General features: G+C 53.3%; 15 protein-coding genes. 9 read left to right on the top strand and 6 right to left on the bottom strand.

What is annotated here, in order from left to right:
• Nucleotides 1–11: 11 nt before the first annotated feature.
• The 9 genes from JE47_RS20985 to JE47_RS0108160 all read left to right on the top strand — a co-directional run bounded on the left by JE47_RS20985 (nt 12) and on the right by JE47_RS0108160 (nt 10,521).
• On the top strand, nt 12–1,307 hold the full coding sequence (locus JE47_RS20985; protein ID WP_051871103.1) for an ATP-binding protein: 1,296 nt from the start codon (nt 12–14) through the stop codon (nt 1,305–1,307).
• On the top strand, nt 1,304–2,050 hold the full coding sequence (locus tag JE47_RS0108195; RefSeq protein WP_031459288.1) for a hypothetical protein: 747 nt from the start codon (nt 1,304–1,306) through the stop codon (nt 2,048–2,050). Before JE47_RS20985 ends, JE47_RS0108195 begins: the two co-directional genes overlap by 4 nt.
• 2 nt (nt 2,051–2,052) lie before the next feature.
• Nucleotides 2,053–3,375 (top strand): AAA family ATPase, encoded by a 1,323-nt coding sequence (locus JE47_RS0108190; protein WP_031459287.1) that lies wholly within the window; start codon nt 2,053–2,055, stop codon nt 3,373–3,375.
• Nucleotides 3,365–4,087 (top strand): hypothetical protein, encoded by a 723-nt coding sequence (locus tag JE47_RS0108185; RefSeq protein WP_031459286.1) that lies wholly within the window; start codon nt 3,365–3,367, stop codon nt 4,085–4,087. The genes JE47_RS0108190 and JE47_RS0108185 overlap by 11 nt, the downstream gene beginning before the upstream one ends.
• A complete protein-coding gene (locus JE47_RS0108180; protein WP_051871102.1) occupies nt 4,084–5,079 on the top strand; it encodes an RAMP superfamily CRISPR-associated protein in 996 nt (331 codons plus the stop codon). Before JE47_RS0108185 ends, JE47_RS0108180 begins: the two co-directional genes overlap by 4 nt.
• A 196-nt stretch (nt 5,080–5,275) precedes the next feature.
• On the top strand, nt 5,276–8,203 hold the full coding sequence (locus tag JE47_RS0108175; protein WP_035419217.1) for a hypothetical protein: 2,928 nt from the start codon (nt 5,276–5,278) through the stop codon (nt 8,201–8,203).
• A 4-nt stretch (nt 8,204–8,207) separates the two neighbouring features.
• Nucleotides 8,208–9,221, top strand: a complete 1,014-nt coding sequence (gene cmr4, locus JE47_RS0108170; RefSeq protein WP_031459283.1) for a type III-B CRISPR module RAMP protein Cmr4 — start codon at nt 8,208–8,210, stop codon at nt 9,219–9,221.
• Between the two features lie 14 nt (nt 9,222–9,235).
• Nucleotides 9,236–9,655, top strand: a complete 420-nt coding sequence (locus JE47_RS0108165) for a hypothetical protein (RefSeq protein WP_031459282.1) — start codon at nt 9,236–9,238, stop codon at nt 9,653–9,655.
• Nucleotides 9,652–10,521, top strand: a complete 870-nt coding sequence (locus tag JE47_RS0108160; protein ID WP_035419215.1) for a hypothetical protein — start codon at nt 9,652–9,654, stop codon at nt 10,519–10,521. Before JE47_RS0108165 ends, JE47_RS0108160 begins: the two co-directional genes overlap by 4 nt.
• Nucleotides 10,522–10,533: 12 nt before the next feature.
• On the opposite strand, the gene JE47_RS0108155 is transcribed toward JE47_RS0108160, so the two are convergent.
• The 6 genes from JE47_RS0108155 to JE47_RS0108130 all read right to left on the bottom strand — a co-directional run bounded on the left by JE47_RS0108155 (nt 10,534) and on the right by JE47_RS0108130 (nt 16,126).
• A complete protein-coding gene (locus JE47_RS0108155) occupies nt 10,534–12,009 on the bottom strand; it encodes an HD domain-containing phosphohydrolase (RefSeq protein ID WP_031459280.1) in 1,476 nt (491 codons plus the stop codon).
• Nucleotides 12,010–12,194: 185 nt separating this feature from the next.
• Nucleotides 12,195–12,575, bottom strand: coding sequence for a response regulator transcription factor (locus JE47_RS0108150; protein ID WP_035419213.1), 381 nt, complete (start codon nt 12,573–12,575; stop codon nt 12,195–12,197).
• A gap of 37 nt (nt 12,576–12,612) precedes the next feature.
• On the bottom strand, nt 12,613–13,563 hold the full coding sequence (locus JE47_RS0108145) for an L-lactate dehydrogenase (protein ID WP_031459278.1): 951 nt from the start codon (nt 13,561–13,563) through the stop codon (nt 12,613–12,615).
• Nucleotides 13,564–13,735: 172 nt separating this feature from the next.
• On the bottom strand, nt 13,736–14,062 hold the full coding sequence (locus tag JE47_RS0108140; protein ID WP_028458743.1) for an STAS domain-containing protein: 327 nt from the start codon (nt 14,060–14,062) through the stop codon (nt 13,736–13,738).
• The gene (locus JE47_RS0108135) at nt 14,059–14,487 is read right to left on the bottom strand and encodes an ATP-binding protein (RefSeq protein ID WP_031459277.1); all 429 of its coding nucleotides are present in this window, start codon (nt 14,485–14,487) and stop codon (nt 14,059–14,061) included. The genes JE47_RS0108140 and JE47_RS0108135 overlap by 4 nt, the downstream gene beginning before the upstream one ends.
• A gap of 76 nt (nt 14,488–14,563) precedes the next feature.
• A complete protein-coding gene (locus JE47_RS0108130) occupies nt 14,564–16,126 on the bottom strand; it encodes a tetratricopeptide repeat protein (RefSeq protein WP_031459276.1) in 1,563 nt (520 codons plus the stop codon).
• Between the last annotated feature and the right edge of the window lie 575 nt (nt 16,127–16,701).

The raw sequence follows: 16,701 nt of genomic DNA, 5'->3' as shown, positions 1-16,701 counted from the left end.
GGGGCACTGCAATGCTTCAATCTCTGACCATCCACCGCTTTCGTGGTATTCGCGAGGGCGTGATCCAAAATCTACGGGCATTCAACGTCTTGATCGGTCCGAACAATAGCGGCAAGTCCGCGCTGCTGGAACTACTCTACCTGGGCGGCTTGAGCAGACGAACCTGCCAGCTCATCACCGAAACCATTGAGCCTCCCGTTCACGCGGCGACAACCCTCGTCGCAAGAGATTTTTTGGCGCATTCGCCCACCAAACGGCTACGTCAACGCCATGGCTATGCGGTGCGTGAGACGGATTCCTTCGTGATTGATCTAGACAAAGAAAAGGCTTTGGATCTGGAGCTTCCCGATCTTCCGGCAACACACCCGTTGCACCGATTCCGTCTGGCTGCTGAAGCACCAGACCGGTTTCGCAAAACCGACATGCAACACGCAGTCCTGTTTTCGCTCAGTCAGCCGAACCAGGCGCCGCCGGAGTTCATCCCAACGCTCCTCAACACCCATCGTCCAGAGCACCCCTCGCAGCGCTGGCATTACGTGTGGGATCAACGCTGGGTGTATCGCTGGAACGATACTCAACCCCTGGATCGACTGGCAATATGGGCAGAGGCTGGCGACGGCGCGGCAGCACATGTGCTCTTCTTTGATTTTCACACCGCCCATGCCCACTTTGAAGGCGCCTTTGCGCAACGGTGCTATCGCACGGTGAACAAGTGGGAAGAGCGCATCGCGCAGAGCATGGCGCGGGTATTTCCGGATATGGCCGGAGTACGAGTGAACGTGAAACCGACCCCAACCGGCACGACCTGGGGCGGGTACCTGGAACTTCCCAACCGAACCCTGCCGATTGAGATCGATCAGTTCGGCGATGGCGCCCGTCATGCGTTCAAGGTGCTGGCTGCCCTCATCGCCCTGGTTGACCGCGCCGAACAGCACGAGTCGGGATTGTTCTTGTGGGAAGATCCGGAGTTGTTTATGCACCCTGCCACTCTTGGTCGGTTGCTCGATGAAGTTGCCCGGCTGGTGGCAGGAAAGGCTGTGCAGGTTTTCTTGTCTACCCAAAGCCTGGAAGTGCTTTCATGGCTTGCGCTTGCAATGAGAGAACCTGAGCAACAGACGTCGCTCAACCCATCCGATGTCTGTACGCTACGATTGCAGCTCGTAGGGGGAACCTTGCAAGTTCAGACGTTTCCAGGTGAGTCGATTGGAAGTTGGATGGAATTGTTTGGCGATCCGCGCACGACTGGCGAAGATGAACTGATCTCGCCGCTAGCACGTTTTCTGCGTGTGCGAGAGGTCAGGCCGTGAGTCCTGCGGAAGTCTTGATTATTGCTGAAGGCGCTACCGAACGTGAGGTGGGCAATGTTTTATACCAGAAAGGGATTCTTCATAACGGTTTGACTTCTCGACTACCTTCAGGCATTCGCCAGCGTGAGGGGTATGATGCGGTAGTGGATATTCTCACCAGAGCAAACCCGCTACTCGCGTTGCAAGGCACTGGTGGCAATGTGCTGTTCATGCTCGATCAGGAGGATAGTCCTAGCCCCCTAGATCGGAAAGACCAATTCTTGCGCGATCTTCAACAGCGTGACACTAACGATTTCTGGCAAAACATTTCGTTCAGTCAGCATGCAAATACAAATAATATTTTTGAGTATCAAGCAAACAACCTGCATCTCGTGCTCCACATCTCGAATGCCGAAGTTCCAGGAATTTCAAGATGTGATTTTGATGGATATATCCTGAACATCTTGCAAAATTCCAATATTAACCAACAGGTTGTTAGCAGGATAGTTGCTGAGGGGCAGAGTTGCCAACAACTTTTGCACAAAGCTGAGATTGAGTTCACCAATCTCATGGTATCGAACGGATATTCATGGACACATGCCAAATCATGGCTGTATGCTTACATTACCGCTTTCCAGTATCGCAGATCGCATGTGTGGTTTGCGCGAGATGTGGTCAAATATACGTCAGATGACGAGCTCCGTCAGGTCTTTGCTTCACTGATCGCGGCCTGGAACCTTTTTAGCAACAAACTACGGGAGTAGCTATGATCGAACGCATCATGATTCACCGCTTTCGCGGTATTCGGCAGGGACACATTGATCGTCTACGGAAAGTGAACCTGCTCATTGGTCCGAATAATAGTGGCAAAACAGCACTGTTAGAACTCCTGTACCTGAGTGCAACATGTGGGCGTCCTGCGATCTTTATTCGGGATGATCTCTTGCCAGACGAGACTGGTACACTCCCTGCACGAACGGCACTGGCGCACGATTTCTCAGGGCATCCGCCGTTCCAGCGTTTACGCCAGCGTCACGGCAAACGTGGCGAGTGGCAGGACAATCCGGCCACGCTTACGCGAGAACGGGGAATAGCAGTGCGCCTCGACTTACTAAAGAAGGACGTTCGTGCGCCGGATGTGCCATGGGCGGAGTTTCGTCTGGAACCTCCGCTACCGGAATGGGGTGAAAAAGACATCTATGCCTTCGAGCAGGCAGACCTTGCCCAGATTGCCCTCTTCAGTCTGCCCCAACCAAAAGCGCTCGACGCCAGTATGATTCCGCCAACGTTTGCTGAGTCTGGCATTCAGCCAGGCGATGCGCACTGGTACTATCTCTGGGAGCCGGACTGGGTGTACCGCTGGAAGCTACAACACCCGCTTGATCGGCTTGCCGTCTGGACAACGCACGGATCAATGCCTGATCCAGCACGGGTGATGTTCTACGATACCGTCGCTGCCAGCTCTCATCTGACCACGTCCTTTGCTCAATGGGCATACAACACCGTTCCCGACTGGCACGAGCACATTGCTGAACGTATGGCAGAGATATTCCCGTCGCTGAAGGAAGCAACCATTGAGGTCACTGATGCGCCCGATAACCAGCATGGACGCACCGGTTATGTGCGGTTCCGTGGTCAAACACCATTGGGAATCGATCAATTCGGTGATGGCGCCCGTCACGCATTTAAGCTCATTGCCCATCTGGTTGCACTTGCTGCAACAGTAGATGAATCCCATCCGGGAATGATGTTGTGGGAAGAACCAGAGGTGTTTCAAAACCCTGCAACCCTGGGCCGATTGCTCGATGTTGTTGTCCATCTTTTGAAGGACAAGCCCATCCAGGTCTTCATCACCACCCAAAGCCTGGAAGTCATCGCCCATCTTACCCGCATGCTCCAGCACGACATCTTACCGCCCGAACAAACGCTGGCGTTTCGCCTGAATCTGCGCGATGGCGTGTTGAAGTCAGCGTGGGGCGACATTGACACGCTGACTGCCTGGTTAGAGGCCGGTCTCGATCCACGTATTTTGGAAAATGTTGATTTGCCGCTTCAGTTTCATCTTCGTGAGGAAGTCCATGAAGATTGAGATTCACATCTTTGCTGAAGGTCAAACCGAAAGAAAGGTTATCGATAAGCTTAGAACCTTGTTACCAAATTATTCCCTGAACGTCGTTGAGTGTGGAGGTAAGACAAACATCAACCGACAACTTCAACAAAAGCTTAGATTCAGCTTAAACTTACAACCAGTTCGGGCGCTTATTTTACGTGACCTGGACGATGGAGAAACCTACGAGCGGATCGTTCAAAGTGTTAGAGATGGCATGATTCAGGTATTTCGTAAGAGTAACATCAACGAAGTTCCCCAGTTTGCACCGTTGCCATTGTACAAGAATATTTATGCTTGGAAATCGGCCAGTCTTAACTTTCATATTGCCGTTCATATCGCTGACAATGACTATCGCTGGGATACCAGTTTTACTAAAAGCACCATCGACGATCTGGTGTTGCGACTGGCGTTTGATCCAAATGTAGCCAATATACTAGCACAAAGGCAGAATGTGAATGTAAACGGACAGGTTATCATTCAAAAAGTGACCCAAGAAATACCGGCGCTGCTGCAAAAGAACGGCTTTCCGCCTCTCTCAGAAGCCAAAGATTATGTGCGCCTGTACGCAGCCGTGCTTCGGATGCATACGTCACCGCCGGTGTTCGCCGAGACGGTGCTAGCAGACATGGATGATAGTCTCTTGCAACAGAACTTTGCATCGATTATTGCAGCAATCGAGGCGCTTCAATGAGTTACGAATTCCATGCTCACTTTCCTTATGCTCTTCAGGATGGCACTGTGCAGGCATTTGCGCTGCAATGGCTCGCCGGCGAGACGCAGGAGCTGCCAAAGCGCTGGGGTGATCTGCGCTTGCTGCGTGACCCGACTGCACGGCTGGCAGTGCTGGCGCAGGCAATGATCACGCCCCAGCTCGAACGTGCCCGCAGTGGCACCCGCACACAGGCTGGCGGTTACCGCCTGTGGGTTGGACGGGACGCCGCAGCATTCCTTGCCCGCCAACGCACTACAATGCAGCAACTCGGTCTGGAGCCAACGCTGCCTGACCTGGCAACCCTCCCACCTGGAGCATGGGCGCTGCGTCTGACCTTCACCCTGAGCAAGCCATATCTGAGCAGAGACGACCGTCTCTTTCACCTGCTAGAAAATCCGGTGAAGAAGGAGTGGGTTTTTGATGTTCCCTACATTGCGCCGTCGGGATGGAAAGGTGCCCTGCGCGCTGCGCTGCGTCAGATGCGCGGGTATACCACCCTGGAGCAAGAAGCGAACGACTCGCAGATGGTGCGGCTGTTCGGCAACGTTAAGGGTGAGGAAGAGGCATTTCACGCCGGGTTTGTGCAGTTCTTCCCCACCTTCTTCGACCGCCTCGGTCTGGAGGTGATCAACCCGCACGACCGGGAAAAGGGGGTTGGCGCACGTGGTCCGATTTTGCTGGAATGCGTACCCGCTGGCGCACAGGGTGCGTTGATGCTGCTCTATGTGCCAACCGGCACGGCGGTCGATGCGCAGCAGAGCGCCGACGACCTCGTGGTCGTTGCGCAGGGCATTCAGGCGATGCTGAGCACCTATGGCTTTGGCGCGAAGACCAGCAGCGGCTTCGGCATAGCCGCAGATGACCTGGTGGATGGCGAGATACGCATCGCTACGCAGACGCTTTCTCTGAAGGGTAAACGGCTGAGTAATCTGGCAGCGGAGGTAGAACACTGGCTGAAGACCGCGCTGTAATGCTGCCGCCGTCCGAATCCAATGGCAGCACGTCGCGCCAGGCGTGAAGACGAACCGGCGCGGTGTGTGGAGGTGTTGTGCGTAGTGTAACATAACGCATTACGGTAAGGAGCGCAGCGCTGCTGCACCTCTACAGTGAATTGGTTGTGTTCGATGCCTATCGGCAATTGTGGCAGGTCATCAGAGGAACAGGCCCATGAGCTATGATTTGAATACATTGGTTACAGCACGGGATAATCTGCTACTGGCAGAGGTGGCAGCGTGGGTGCATGATATGGGAAAGTGCGCCGATGCATTCTATCAACCCGATGGTGTAGGATTCAACGCTAATCAATGTCAAGGAAAGCCCCGCGTCAATCCTCACAAGGCTGTATTCTCTGATACTGATCTACCAACATTGCGGTACTGGTCGTGTCTTACGACAAATCGCGGTCAGTGTGCTCGCCTCCAGGAAGCATTACATCCGACAGCGTTGTGGAAAACTCTACAAAGACATAATCTATCACTTCCAAATAAAGCTATCATACTTGCGGGTATTGGAAATGAAAATTTTCTTGAAATACTTCTTTGGGGCCGACCGCTCGTCTCTGATAACTACAGTGGTTTTCAAACAATTCTCGGCAACAGCCTGGTATACCTGGCGGGGACACTAGGTCATGCTCACGCAGTTGCCCACCTGGAAAAGGAAGATGCAGCAGATGGAGGAAGTTCGAAAGAGATAGTCAGTCCATTTGGCTTTACATTTTCTGGGGTAAGTTCACTCGATAACAAGCTGGTACAAGTTATTTCTCAATTTGGTAGACCAAGGAAAGACTTTATATACGAACTATATCTGCAATTCCGAGGTGCGCCAGGCGACACCCGACGGCCAATCAACGAAGTCACCCTGTGGGACTGGTCTTCGATTGTCGCTGCGCTTTACAAGGCTGAACTGGCTCGATGTGTGCTTACCAATCAACAACGCAAGCCATCGGATATTTCCTGGCGCTTACTGAGTATTCGCGTTGACGGCCTACAATACCTGCTTTCAGCCTCGCGTATTCCCGACGTACTGGCGCGCCGCGAGCTGTTGACCGATGCGTTGAACCGGGTGCAGACGCTGATTGAAGAGACCTACCCACTAGGTCTGGAAGTGTATCGCGACGAGAATGGATCGGTCTTTGTCGTGCCGGACATTGAGAATTTGCTGGATAAGTCTCAAGTTAATACAGAGACTCTGAGAACGCTTATTCAAAATGAGTTTGCTGCCGGAACGGTAAAGAATAATCCATGTCTCGCCATACGGCACGAACGTGTGCCTGAACTCTATCTGGATGACAAGCCGTGGAAGGGTCAGCCGGCTCCACAGGAGTTGCCACCGATTGTGAACCATCTCAAACGGGACATACGTGAAACTACTGACCCTCAATGGCTCGAAACACTCTGGCGTGGTCAGAATGCCGAAGTATGCACTGTCTGCGGTCTGCGTCCGCAAGGACCCGATCCCAAAGCGCAGGAGCGCAAGGTCTGTGATACATGCGAACAGCGACGTACTGATCGAGCGCAGCAGTGGGTAGGCACGCTGCGTTGTGGTGATCATCCGACTATCTGGATTGATGACCTGACTGATATCCACGGTCGCTATGCGCTCATCGTCGGCGCGTTCGATCTGAGCGGCTGGCTCGCGGGTGATCTGGTGCACACCCTGGTTGTTCGTCAACCAGATAATAAGAATCGTACCACTGACAAGGTTTCCAAAAATCCCTCCTTTGCCCGTCTGCGCCGAATCTGGGAAACGACACGCGCGTTCTGGCAGCAGGTCGCACCGGTAGAGCCGGGCGGGTTGTCAGACTCGCTGATCGGTCGCGTGGTGGGGCGCGCCGGACCACGGTTGGAGATTCAGGGGAGACTGAACAGTCAAGCGCTAACACCTTACCACACGTATGAACTGGTCTTGCACGGCGGCATCAGGCTTAGTGTGCTGTGGGACGGAAAATGTTTTATCACCTGTGATAATCTGGACTATTTGAACAGTCTTATGCGTCTGAAAAAGGTTCAGGATATCCTGAAACAGGGTGAGACCTTTCTGATCGAAGCATCGGATGATACCGGAAAGCGTCATCAACTAGACAGCATCACGCTCAGCCAGGATGCAGTGCCGATTGCCGACAGTTCCTTTGTTCCAGCCCTACCCCTCCTCGCCGAACCACGGGTCTTCATGGCGCTCGTACCGGCGGATAAGGCCCTGGAGATCATCCGCCAGATCAAGACGAAGTACGAACGCGAGATGGGCAAGGTACGGAATCGCCTGCCGCTGCACCTGGGCGTGGTATTTGCGCCACGCCCCACCCCGCTGCGTGCCGTGCTCGACGCCGGGCGGGCGATGCTGGAGCGCCAGACGGTAGCTGGTGTGTGGGAAGTATTGTGCTGTGCGCGGAAAATGGTCAGTCAAGGCGATTCGCTGCCCCCGCGCTTCCAGCCTGACCAGGCGGGTCAATTCGCTGAGTGGTACGAAGTAACCTTGCAGCGGGATGACCAGCGCCTGACCTGGCATATTCCAGCTTTAATGGGCGACGGTCAGACCGAAGACCTCTGGTACCCTTACGTCTTTCTGGACGATCAGGTAGAACCGACGACGCGCAAACGGTATTTCCAGAGTCGCAATCTGTGGAAGGGTTGCGATGGCTGGCTGGTTCACGCCGCTGAGTTGCAGGTCGGTGATCAGGTATGGTTCGCGCCAGCAACGTTTGACTTCGAGTTCCTTGATACAACCACTCGCCGCTTTGAGATCCACTATGATACCAATGGACGGCGGACGAACCGACGCACCCGACCGTTTTACATCGACGATCTGGAGCGGTTCGATAGGCTCTGGGAGGTTTTCCTGTGCCTGAGCACCACTCAGCGCCATCAAGTGGTGCGCACGATTGAGTTGACTCGTGAGGAATGGTTTGCACGGGATCGTAATGGCACGTCGGTCACCGATCCGGTGTTCAAGCAATTTGTGCATGACACGCTGGCTGGCGCCGGATGGGATTGGAAGGCGCTACCGCAGCACATGCGTGATCAGTTTGTCGCTGCTGGTGTGCGTGGTGAACTGGCCGATCTGCTCGAACTGCGCATGGAGATTCTCAAGGAGGAATGAGGTTATGGCAATCTACAAGCGACGACGTTATCTCTTCATGACACTTGATCCGGTGCATATCGGTACCGGCGGCTACCGCCTGGGGCGCGTGGACAACAGCATCGTGCGCGAGCCGGGCACACGGGTACCGAAAATCCCTGGCACAAGTCTCCACGGCGCAGCCCGTTCTTACGCTGCCCAACTGTATGGAACGCCCGAAGCTGCCGGTCAAACGCACGACACGGTGACCAATCCCGAGCAGAATCCAGTGTGTTATACCTTTGGCTACATCAAGAAAAGCAATAACGGACAGGACGTCAAAGCCTACTCCGGCGTGGTCAACGTCTTCGACGCGCACATTGTGCTCTTCCCAGTACATTCACTGGTAGGACCGGTATGGGTCGGCACGGTCGAGCGGTTGCGTGAGGCAGGTTTTGAGGTGAGGGACGTGCCCGATGGGTGGGCAAAGGAGGTGGCACTGTTAACATTTGCGCGCCGAGATCCGCTCAACCTGGGATGGTTGATGCTCAACAGTGGCGGGCAGGTCACCGTGAATGCGCCGACCAATTGGCAAACCGAGCGCTGGAATGCGATTGAGAACAAGATCGCATTGGTACATGAGTCCATCTTCAGCCATATCGTCAACAGCAACCTCGAAGTGCGCACCTCGGTGAGTATCAACCCCGAAACCGGCGCTGCCGAGGATAAGGCGCTCTTCACCTATGAAGCCATCCCCCGCGCCACGTTTCTAACCGCTGAAGTGGTGCTGGATGATTATCGGGCAAATCACGCCGGATGGTCGCCCGGTCAAATTTCGCAAACCGGCAAGGGTCATCCGCTGCCAGGCAATGCCGTCTGGCAATCGCCCCTCGACGTACTCGATGCCGGTCTGCGTCTGATCGAGTGGCTGGGCGTTGGCGGTATGGGCACACGCGGCTTCGGTCGGATCGCTATCGTCGGTCAACCGCAGGAAGAGGATTATGGTCAGCAGGCCAATGCCGCGCAGTCACCATCGGATGAAGGAGTGACAACGCCGTAAAGCGAGGAGCAACTATGACCAACACGACTTCGATCAATCTTGACTACCTGGCTGCAAAATATGCACAGACTATCATCCAGAAGACGAAGGACAAGAAGGCTTCTGACATCGAAAACACGATCACCAAAGCACTAGGTGTGCTTCAGGAAGACGGGGTCTATGCCTGCTTTCTCTACTTGCTTGCCAGAGAGAAGGAGAACGGCGCTGTTGTCGTTGATGAAATGCTCAATCTGTTAAGTAGTCTACCGTTCGGTTGGCAGACGCCAACAAATAATAGTAATGAGATACTCCGCTTCATCAATGAACAGGTAACAAAAGACCTGGATCGCCTGTTGCTGGCGCGTGAGGTGCTGGAACAGATGCTGATTTACGCTCGCTACGGCGCGAAGGCGCGTGACAAGGGCGGAAGCGAGACGCCAGGAGCATCGTCATGAACTGGATCGGGTATCGCGTTGTTTTTCGTTTGCGCTCACCGTTGCACATCGGCTGGCGCAAGGTTGGCAATGTGCAGGTCACTCGCCCCTATCTCACCGGTCGCTCCTTTTGGGGTGCGCTGACCGAACGCCTGGTGCGTGATAGGGCAGCGACAGCAACGCAAATGGCAACCGACTCGAACGGTTATCAAGAAGTCGGTAAGCAGGTAAATGAGATGCTAGCGTTCACCTATTTCTACCCGGCGTTGCAATCGGGCAATGACTATCAGGTGGTCTGGCCGTGGGATGATGAACGCACCTTTCGCCGACGTTTCCTGAGCAGTTATCAATCTACTGCGCTGGTCTACCCGGCGCATTCAGCCGCTGAAGGGTCGCTGCACGAGGTCGAATTTCTCTCGCCTCACACGCTCGATACTGCCGATCCGGTTTATCTGGTCGGGTATGTGTTCGCGCATAAAGATATGCAATGGTGCAACGCACTAACACGTTTGCAATTCGGCGGCGAACGCGGCTATGGTTGGGGTAAGACAGAATTGGTGCGTCTTGAGAAGGCCAACAACGATGTTTTCGGTTACGCTGTTGATTGCAGCGGTTGTCGCCCTGTCATAACTGTTCCGAAAGGTGAACGTTTGCTTGCCCACACGAAACCGGATCAGGCAATGATCGCAGGCGAGGTCGAGCCGCTGGTCGGGCGCGAGTGGCATACGAACAACGGTGCAGGGCAGAGCTTGTCATTTACAGGTATTATGTATGTGCCAGGGAGCAGGGTTCTATCAGGGAAACAGCGTTTTACTATGGGCAACTTTGGAATCTGGAAGGTGCATACCAAATCATCATGCAGGGCTGGTTTCCCAACCCGCCCCTAGCAAATAATGTCCTTAACTCAACTCAACCAGTATCTGTGAGCGGGCAGGCTGTCGTAATCGTGGTGCCTGCTCCCATAAACGTTCGCGTTGCATTAAGCGAATAAACACATCAACCACTTGGGCATCCCAGTGGGTACCGCGACCTTCTTGAAGAATTTGCAGGGCCTGTTCAGGCGACAATGCCGGACGGTACGCCCGATCAGCGGTCAGTGCTTCAAAGGCATCGGCTACGGCAAGAATACGGGCGCCAAGTGGAATGTCGTCGCCGCGCAAGCCATACGGATAACCAGTGCCATCAATACGCTCGTGGTGCGCGGCGATAATCGGCAGGATGTCGCGTAAACCGCGAATCTGCTCAAGGATGCGAATACCGATCTCTGGATGGGCTCGCATTTGAGCAGCCTCTTGTACTGAGAGTGGCCCTGGCTTGAGCAGCACATCATCGGGCACACCAATCTTACCGATGTCATGCAACAAACCCGCATAGTGAATACGCTCGATGTCATCGGCGCTCAACCCCAGCTCTTGGGCCAACCGCACTGCGTAGCGCGTCACCTGGCGAGAATGACCGTAGGTATACGCATCACGAGCCTCGATAGCACCGGCGAGTGCGGCAATCATCTGCTCGTATTGGTCTTTGAGGGCGCGATACAGACGAGCGTTGTCGAGTGCAGAGGCGATCTGTGAGGCAAAGACTTCTATTAGATGGCGGTCAGTAGCATCGAACGGTGGTTGCTCATTTCTAACCGCGAGATCGAGCAGACCAATCGCCCGATCACGGCTCCTCAATATCACTTCAATCCAGCGATCAGGAGAGACTGAGGGGCGATCTATCAATTGACGATGGACTATGCGCAGTGCCTCTTCACTCGTTGCTGCTAGCGTGAGCCGCCGCCCAGGATCAGGCCCAATAAGAGTAACCAGTGTCTCACCATCAGAATCGATGAGTGATAAACCAATATGGCTTGGAGTAAAACGACGACCAATAAACTCGATCAAACGAGCAGTCTGTTCTTCAATGTCGAGCGATGTTGCAATCGCCTGACTGAATTGATACATCAGGACTAAATCCGAAAGGCGTTCTTTTTCGCGTCGGACACGCTGCAACTCGATTGCAGTGCGAATTGTTTTCTGCAACTGCTCGGCATCTATCGGTTTGGCAATGTAATCCAGGGCACCAAGTTTCAACGCTTCACGGGCTGTTTCCACCGTCGCATGGGCAGTCATTACGATGGCATCGGTATGTAGATAGAAGGTGCGCAGATGTTTCACCAACTCAATGCCATCGACATGAGGCATTTGGAGATCTGTCAGCACCAGATCGAACGATTGTTCACGCAGTATCTCAATAGCCGACAGACCATGCTCAACGGCGGCTACATCGTAGTCACGACGAAGTAACAGGCGACAAAACTCACGAATATTTATCTCATCGTCCACAATGAGGATGCGGGGGCGGGGTGATGAAGTATTTACGTAATCCGCCATACGAGAGGCTCCTCAAACACATCCAGGTGAGGCTGGAGACCGGACATTTCAAGAAGAGTCTAATCGAGCGAGATTGCAGTAACCCTACAGCAGTCGCACATCTGATGACAGAATTGACACCGAGATCTAAATTGACCAGGCGAACCATGCCTGTATTATTAATAGTATAAACAGCGTCTGAATGCTTACGATCCACTTTGGGAACGACGGGCAAAATAGTTTGCTAATCGTCGTTCAAGCTCATCGAAGTCAAATGGCTTGGTTAAATATTCGTTAACACCGGCCCGAAATGCGTTCCGTTCAGTATCAGGAGTACCAAAGGCGGTGACCATAATCACATACACCTGAGATTGATTTTGGCGAAGCGTGCGCACCAATTCAATTCCACCCATGCGTGCCATGTTCATGTCGGTAATGATAACATCGCAATCGTGTACGGCCAGCTTTTCCAGCGCATCAACACCGTCTTCAGCTTCGATAACGTTGTAGCCATTGTTGTGTAAGAGGAATCGGTAGAGACGACGTGTTGCGGCATCATCTTCGACAACCATTATTGTGGGTGGCACAGCGCATTCTCCTCGACGATACGAACACTACCTTGTGCTACTGAACGTGAGCCAGGTTCTCTTTTAGGATGTTAGCCGAACGCTGAAAAAGAGCAACTTCCTGATCGGATAAAGGCAAGTTCAATACTTCTTCAGCTCCGTCGCGGCCAACAATGGTGGGCAGGCTAATAGCAATCCCGCTCACTCCATACTGTCCGATCATCAGACTACTAATGGTCATCACGGTATGTTGATCGCGTAGCACCGCCTCGGCAATTGCCAGCAAGCCCAATCCGATCGCGTAATAGGTAGCCCGTTTACGCTTGATAATCTCGTAAGCGGCATTGCGCGTCTGTTCAAGAATGGCATCAAGCGCAGCCTGATCGTACCCCTGACCGTTCGCACCAACAAAATCAACCAGCCTGACACCGGCAATGTTTGCCAGACTCCAGAGTGCCAGCTCACTGTCACCATGCTCACCGACGATATAGGCATGAACGGAACGCGGATCGACACCATAATGCTGACCGAGGAGATAGCGGAACCGTGCGGTATCGAGGATGGTTCCTGAACCGATCACACGGTGGGCTGCCGGGCCAGCCAGTTGCGCACCGATGGTTGTCAGAATATCTACCGGATTGGTAGCGACAACGATGACTCCATCATCGTTAACTGCCAGAATGCGGGGTACGATGTCACGGAAGATAGCCGCGTTGCGGCTCAGCAGATCAAGACGGGTTTCGCCAGGGCGTTGATTAGCACCAGCAGCAATTACGATGAGATCGGCGCCACTGAGGTCGTCATAGCTACCGGCGTAAATTCGCATGGGCCGCACGAAGGGTAAGCCGTGATTAAGATCCATCGCCTCACCCTCAGCGCGGGCGTGGTCTACATCGATCAGCACCAGTTCGTTGGCCAGACTGCGCTGCATCAGTGCATACGCGAAGGATGTACCAACCATACCAGTTCCTACTACGCCAACTTTTCCAGTGCGTTTACGTAAACCCATTGCAAGCCTCCTCATTCTCTATTGCTCTAATATCATACCATATCGCACCAGAGAATGCGTATGCACAAAGGGGTACATGGCTAATGCCAGTGCGCTGAGAGTAGCATAGCACTAACCAGCAAGCGAGAGGTTACGAATTTGTTATTTTGGGGATATCAATACTGACAACGTCCTAACGATACGCAGCCAGGTCACGCTCTTCGATGGTCGGCATATAGCGAGACATTTCTACCATCTTAAAAATTTTCTGATGGTGAGGCGTTACATTCATGGCAAAAAGCTGATACCCAGCCTTACGGGCACTCACCACAAACTTAAGGAGCGCCGAAATACCCGCCGAATTAATAAACGAAACCTCACTAAAATCGAGCACGGTAATCGGTCGCATCTCACGACATTCTGCGGCAATAGCAGCAGCAGAGATGGCATCAACGCTGGTCGTTAGAATGTGGAGGATCACTACGTCACCAAATTCTTCACGTCGAATGATGTCGCTCATTGTTGAGGTTCCTTCCGATACAGACGAAGGGTAAGCACCGTTCCTTGCTGGGACGATTCGATTTCGTAATCATCAACCAACGCACTGATCAAATACATACCAAAACCACGGAGATAGCCAGCTTCAAGCGTTTCATCATCAATCACACGCCGGGCGACATTGATTCGCTCAATGCCTTCACCCTGGTCGCTGATCCGAATTTCGATCTTTTCCCCATCGATGTCAAACGTTACTCCCACCAGCTTGGCTGTGTCACCGCGATTACCGTGATCAATAGCATTATTGACTGCTTCGCTCACTGCCAGCTTAAGGTCTTCGACCTGTTCGGGGCTAAAGCCAGCCGCACTGCCCACTTCAGCAGCGCTGGCCCGCACTACTCGTTCAAAGATTGGAATTGATGGAATTCGTAGCTCTACTCGTTGCATGCCACTGCCTCTATGCGCGTTGTTCGCCTCATTTCTCTATCAGTGTACCGACAACGACGAACCATAGCATTGCCAATTACGACGATAACTGCCGCGTCGGAAGCGGTTGGGACCGGGTTGATCCATTCATCGTTGACGCCTGGCGAACTAGATGATCATATCGACGCAGATAGGCCTTCCCCAGTGACGTATTGCCGATTTGCAGATAACAGGCGCCCAGGTAATACAGAGCCTGCGCATGACGTGGATTGCGGCGCAATACCTTTTCAAATAGTGGAATGGCTCGTGTCGGTTCAAGCAATTCTTTGTAGCATAGCCCCAGCATAAACTGGGTCTCTAGATCGTCTGGCCACTGTTCGAGAACCTGCTGAAACTCACGTGCTGCCAGGTCGTAACGACCACGCCGAATGTACATGTAGCCAAGATCAAAACGCAGAGAGTGAGCATCGGGGGCCAGTTGCACCGCTTTACGCCAGGCCGCCAGCGCCCACGTATCCCGTCCTAATGTATTGTACACAAAACCGAGCAAGTAATGGGCTTGGGCATCGGTCGGCATGAGTTGCACCGCCCGCTCAAAGGCACGGGCAGCCTGGGCATTCATCCCCAGATCGTAGAGCAGTTTACCCATCTGTAAAAAGAGTTGACCGTGGTGTGGATGCAGACGTGCGCAGGCGAAGAGGATCTCGTAAGCTTGTTTTGGTTTCTTCTGCAAACGCAAGATGGCGCTCATCCGCAGACGGGCATCGACATAATGGCGATGTTGTGGGGGTACCTGTTCGTACTCTGCATATGCTTCATCAAAGCGGCGCTGACGGGCCAGCAAATTCCCAAGCAGGTAGCGAGCTGCATGCTCCTGGGGACGCCACTGCAACAATGCCCGGTAAATTCGCTCGGCTTCCTCTTCATAGCCTTGCTGCTTGAGCGCCTGACTCAACCGGTAGTACCACTGCGCAACTTCTTCCTCACTACGATTGACCAACGGTTCGTCGGGGAGTGGTTCGGGCGAAACGAACGTCGGTTCGACCCGTAATGCTTCAGCAAAACAGCGTTGTGCCAGCTCATAGGCGCCATGACTCTGGTGCATCAACCCCAAGTAGTAGCGAGGTTCGGCAGCCTGTGGACGCGCATTACATGCACTGCTGAAATGGATATAGGCACGTCCAGCATCATCGATTCGCTGATAACAACGGCCAAGGGCAAAGTGGGCTTCGTACAGATTGGGATTGTATTCGAGGGTCTCCTTGAACGCGGCAATCGCCCGATCAATCTGACCAAGAGCAGCAAACGCAACACCCAGGTTGTAATGGGCTTCGGCCAGTTGTGGATCGGTCTGCACTGCCTCAAGATATTCGCGTAACGCCTCTTCCCAATGATCCTGAAATGCCAGGGAGTTACCAATGTATAGATAGATAATGGCCCGCTCGCGCTCAAAAATCTGGGCTTGCTCCTCACCATCGACATACGCAGCTATTAGAGCAGCCTTGAAGTGTTCAATCGCATCGGCATACGCTGCCCGCAGATACGAGCGCATACCCTGACTGAAAGCTGCACCGAGCCGTGTTCCGGCCATAAAACGCTCACTGCCAGCAAAGGTGTCAAGGTCGAGGGGCATAAATTGTAATTCATTGGTTGAAGCCATAGCGCACCTCGGCAACCGAATTATGCTGATCTCTACTATAGCATGCTCCTCGCCGCTCGTATATGGTAGAATCGTTATGTAAAAAATTACGACAATATGTAGTTTTATTTATCTGTACACGATGAACTATAGTAAAGGATAGCAATATTGTCGCAGTATTGTCTACACGATTCGTAGCAATTACACATTACGTTCTCGTAACTTCCTGCCCATTCCACGCGAAATTCAAGGGCTATAGACATTCGAGGAAACCCCTGTAACCTCCTTTGCCGGGGCTTTGCAACGATTTCAGTTTTTGGTCGAGTTCATTAATGACCAGCTTTCACACCCTGACAATGATCGCTGATTTGTGAGCGTGATCAAAAACCTGGGCTTTTGATAAGATTTGATAATGGTGCGGAATATCCGGTTTTGGAGCCTGTGCTGCGGAGCACGCTCGGCGGCCCTCACCTTCCCCCAGCCCCCTTCCTCTCCCGCGCTGCGGGAGAGGAAGGGGGGGATCACGCCCCCATACCTTTGCCCTTGCCTCCGTCCGCTCCCCCACGAGGAGCGGACGGGGGGATCATGCCCCCTCA

This window comes from Chloroflexus sp. MS-G, from assembly GCF_000735195.1.
GTDB lineage: Bacteria > Chloroflexota > Chloroflexia > Chloroflexales > Chloroflexaceae > Chloroflexus.
Note: the sequence above shows the minus strand (reverse complement) of the source record. Positions and strands in the feature narration are given on the sequence as shown.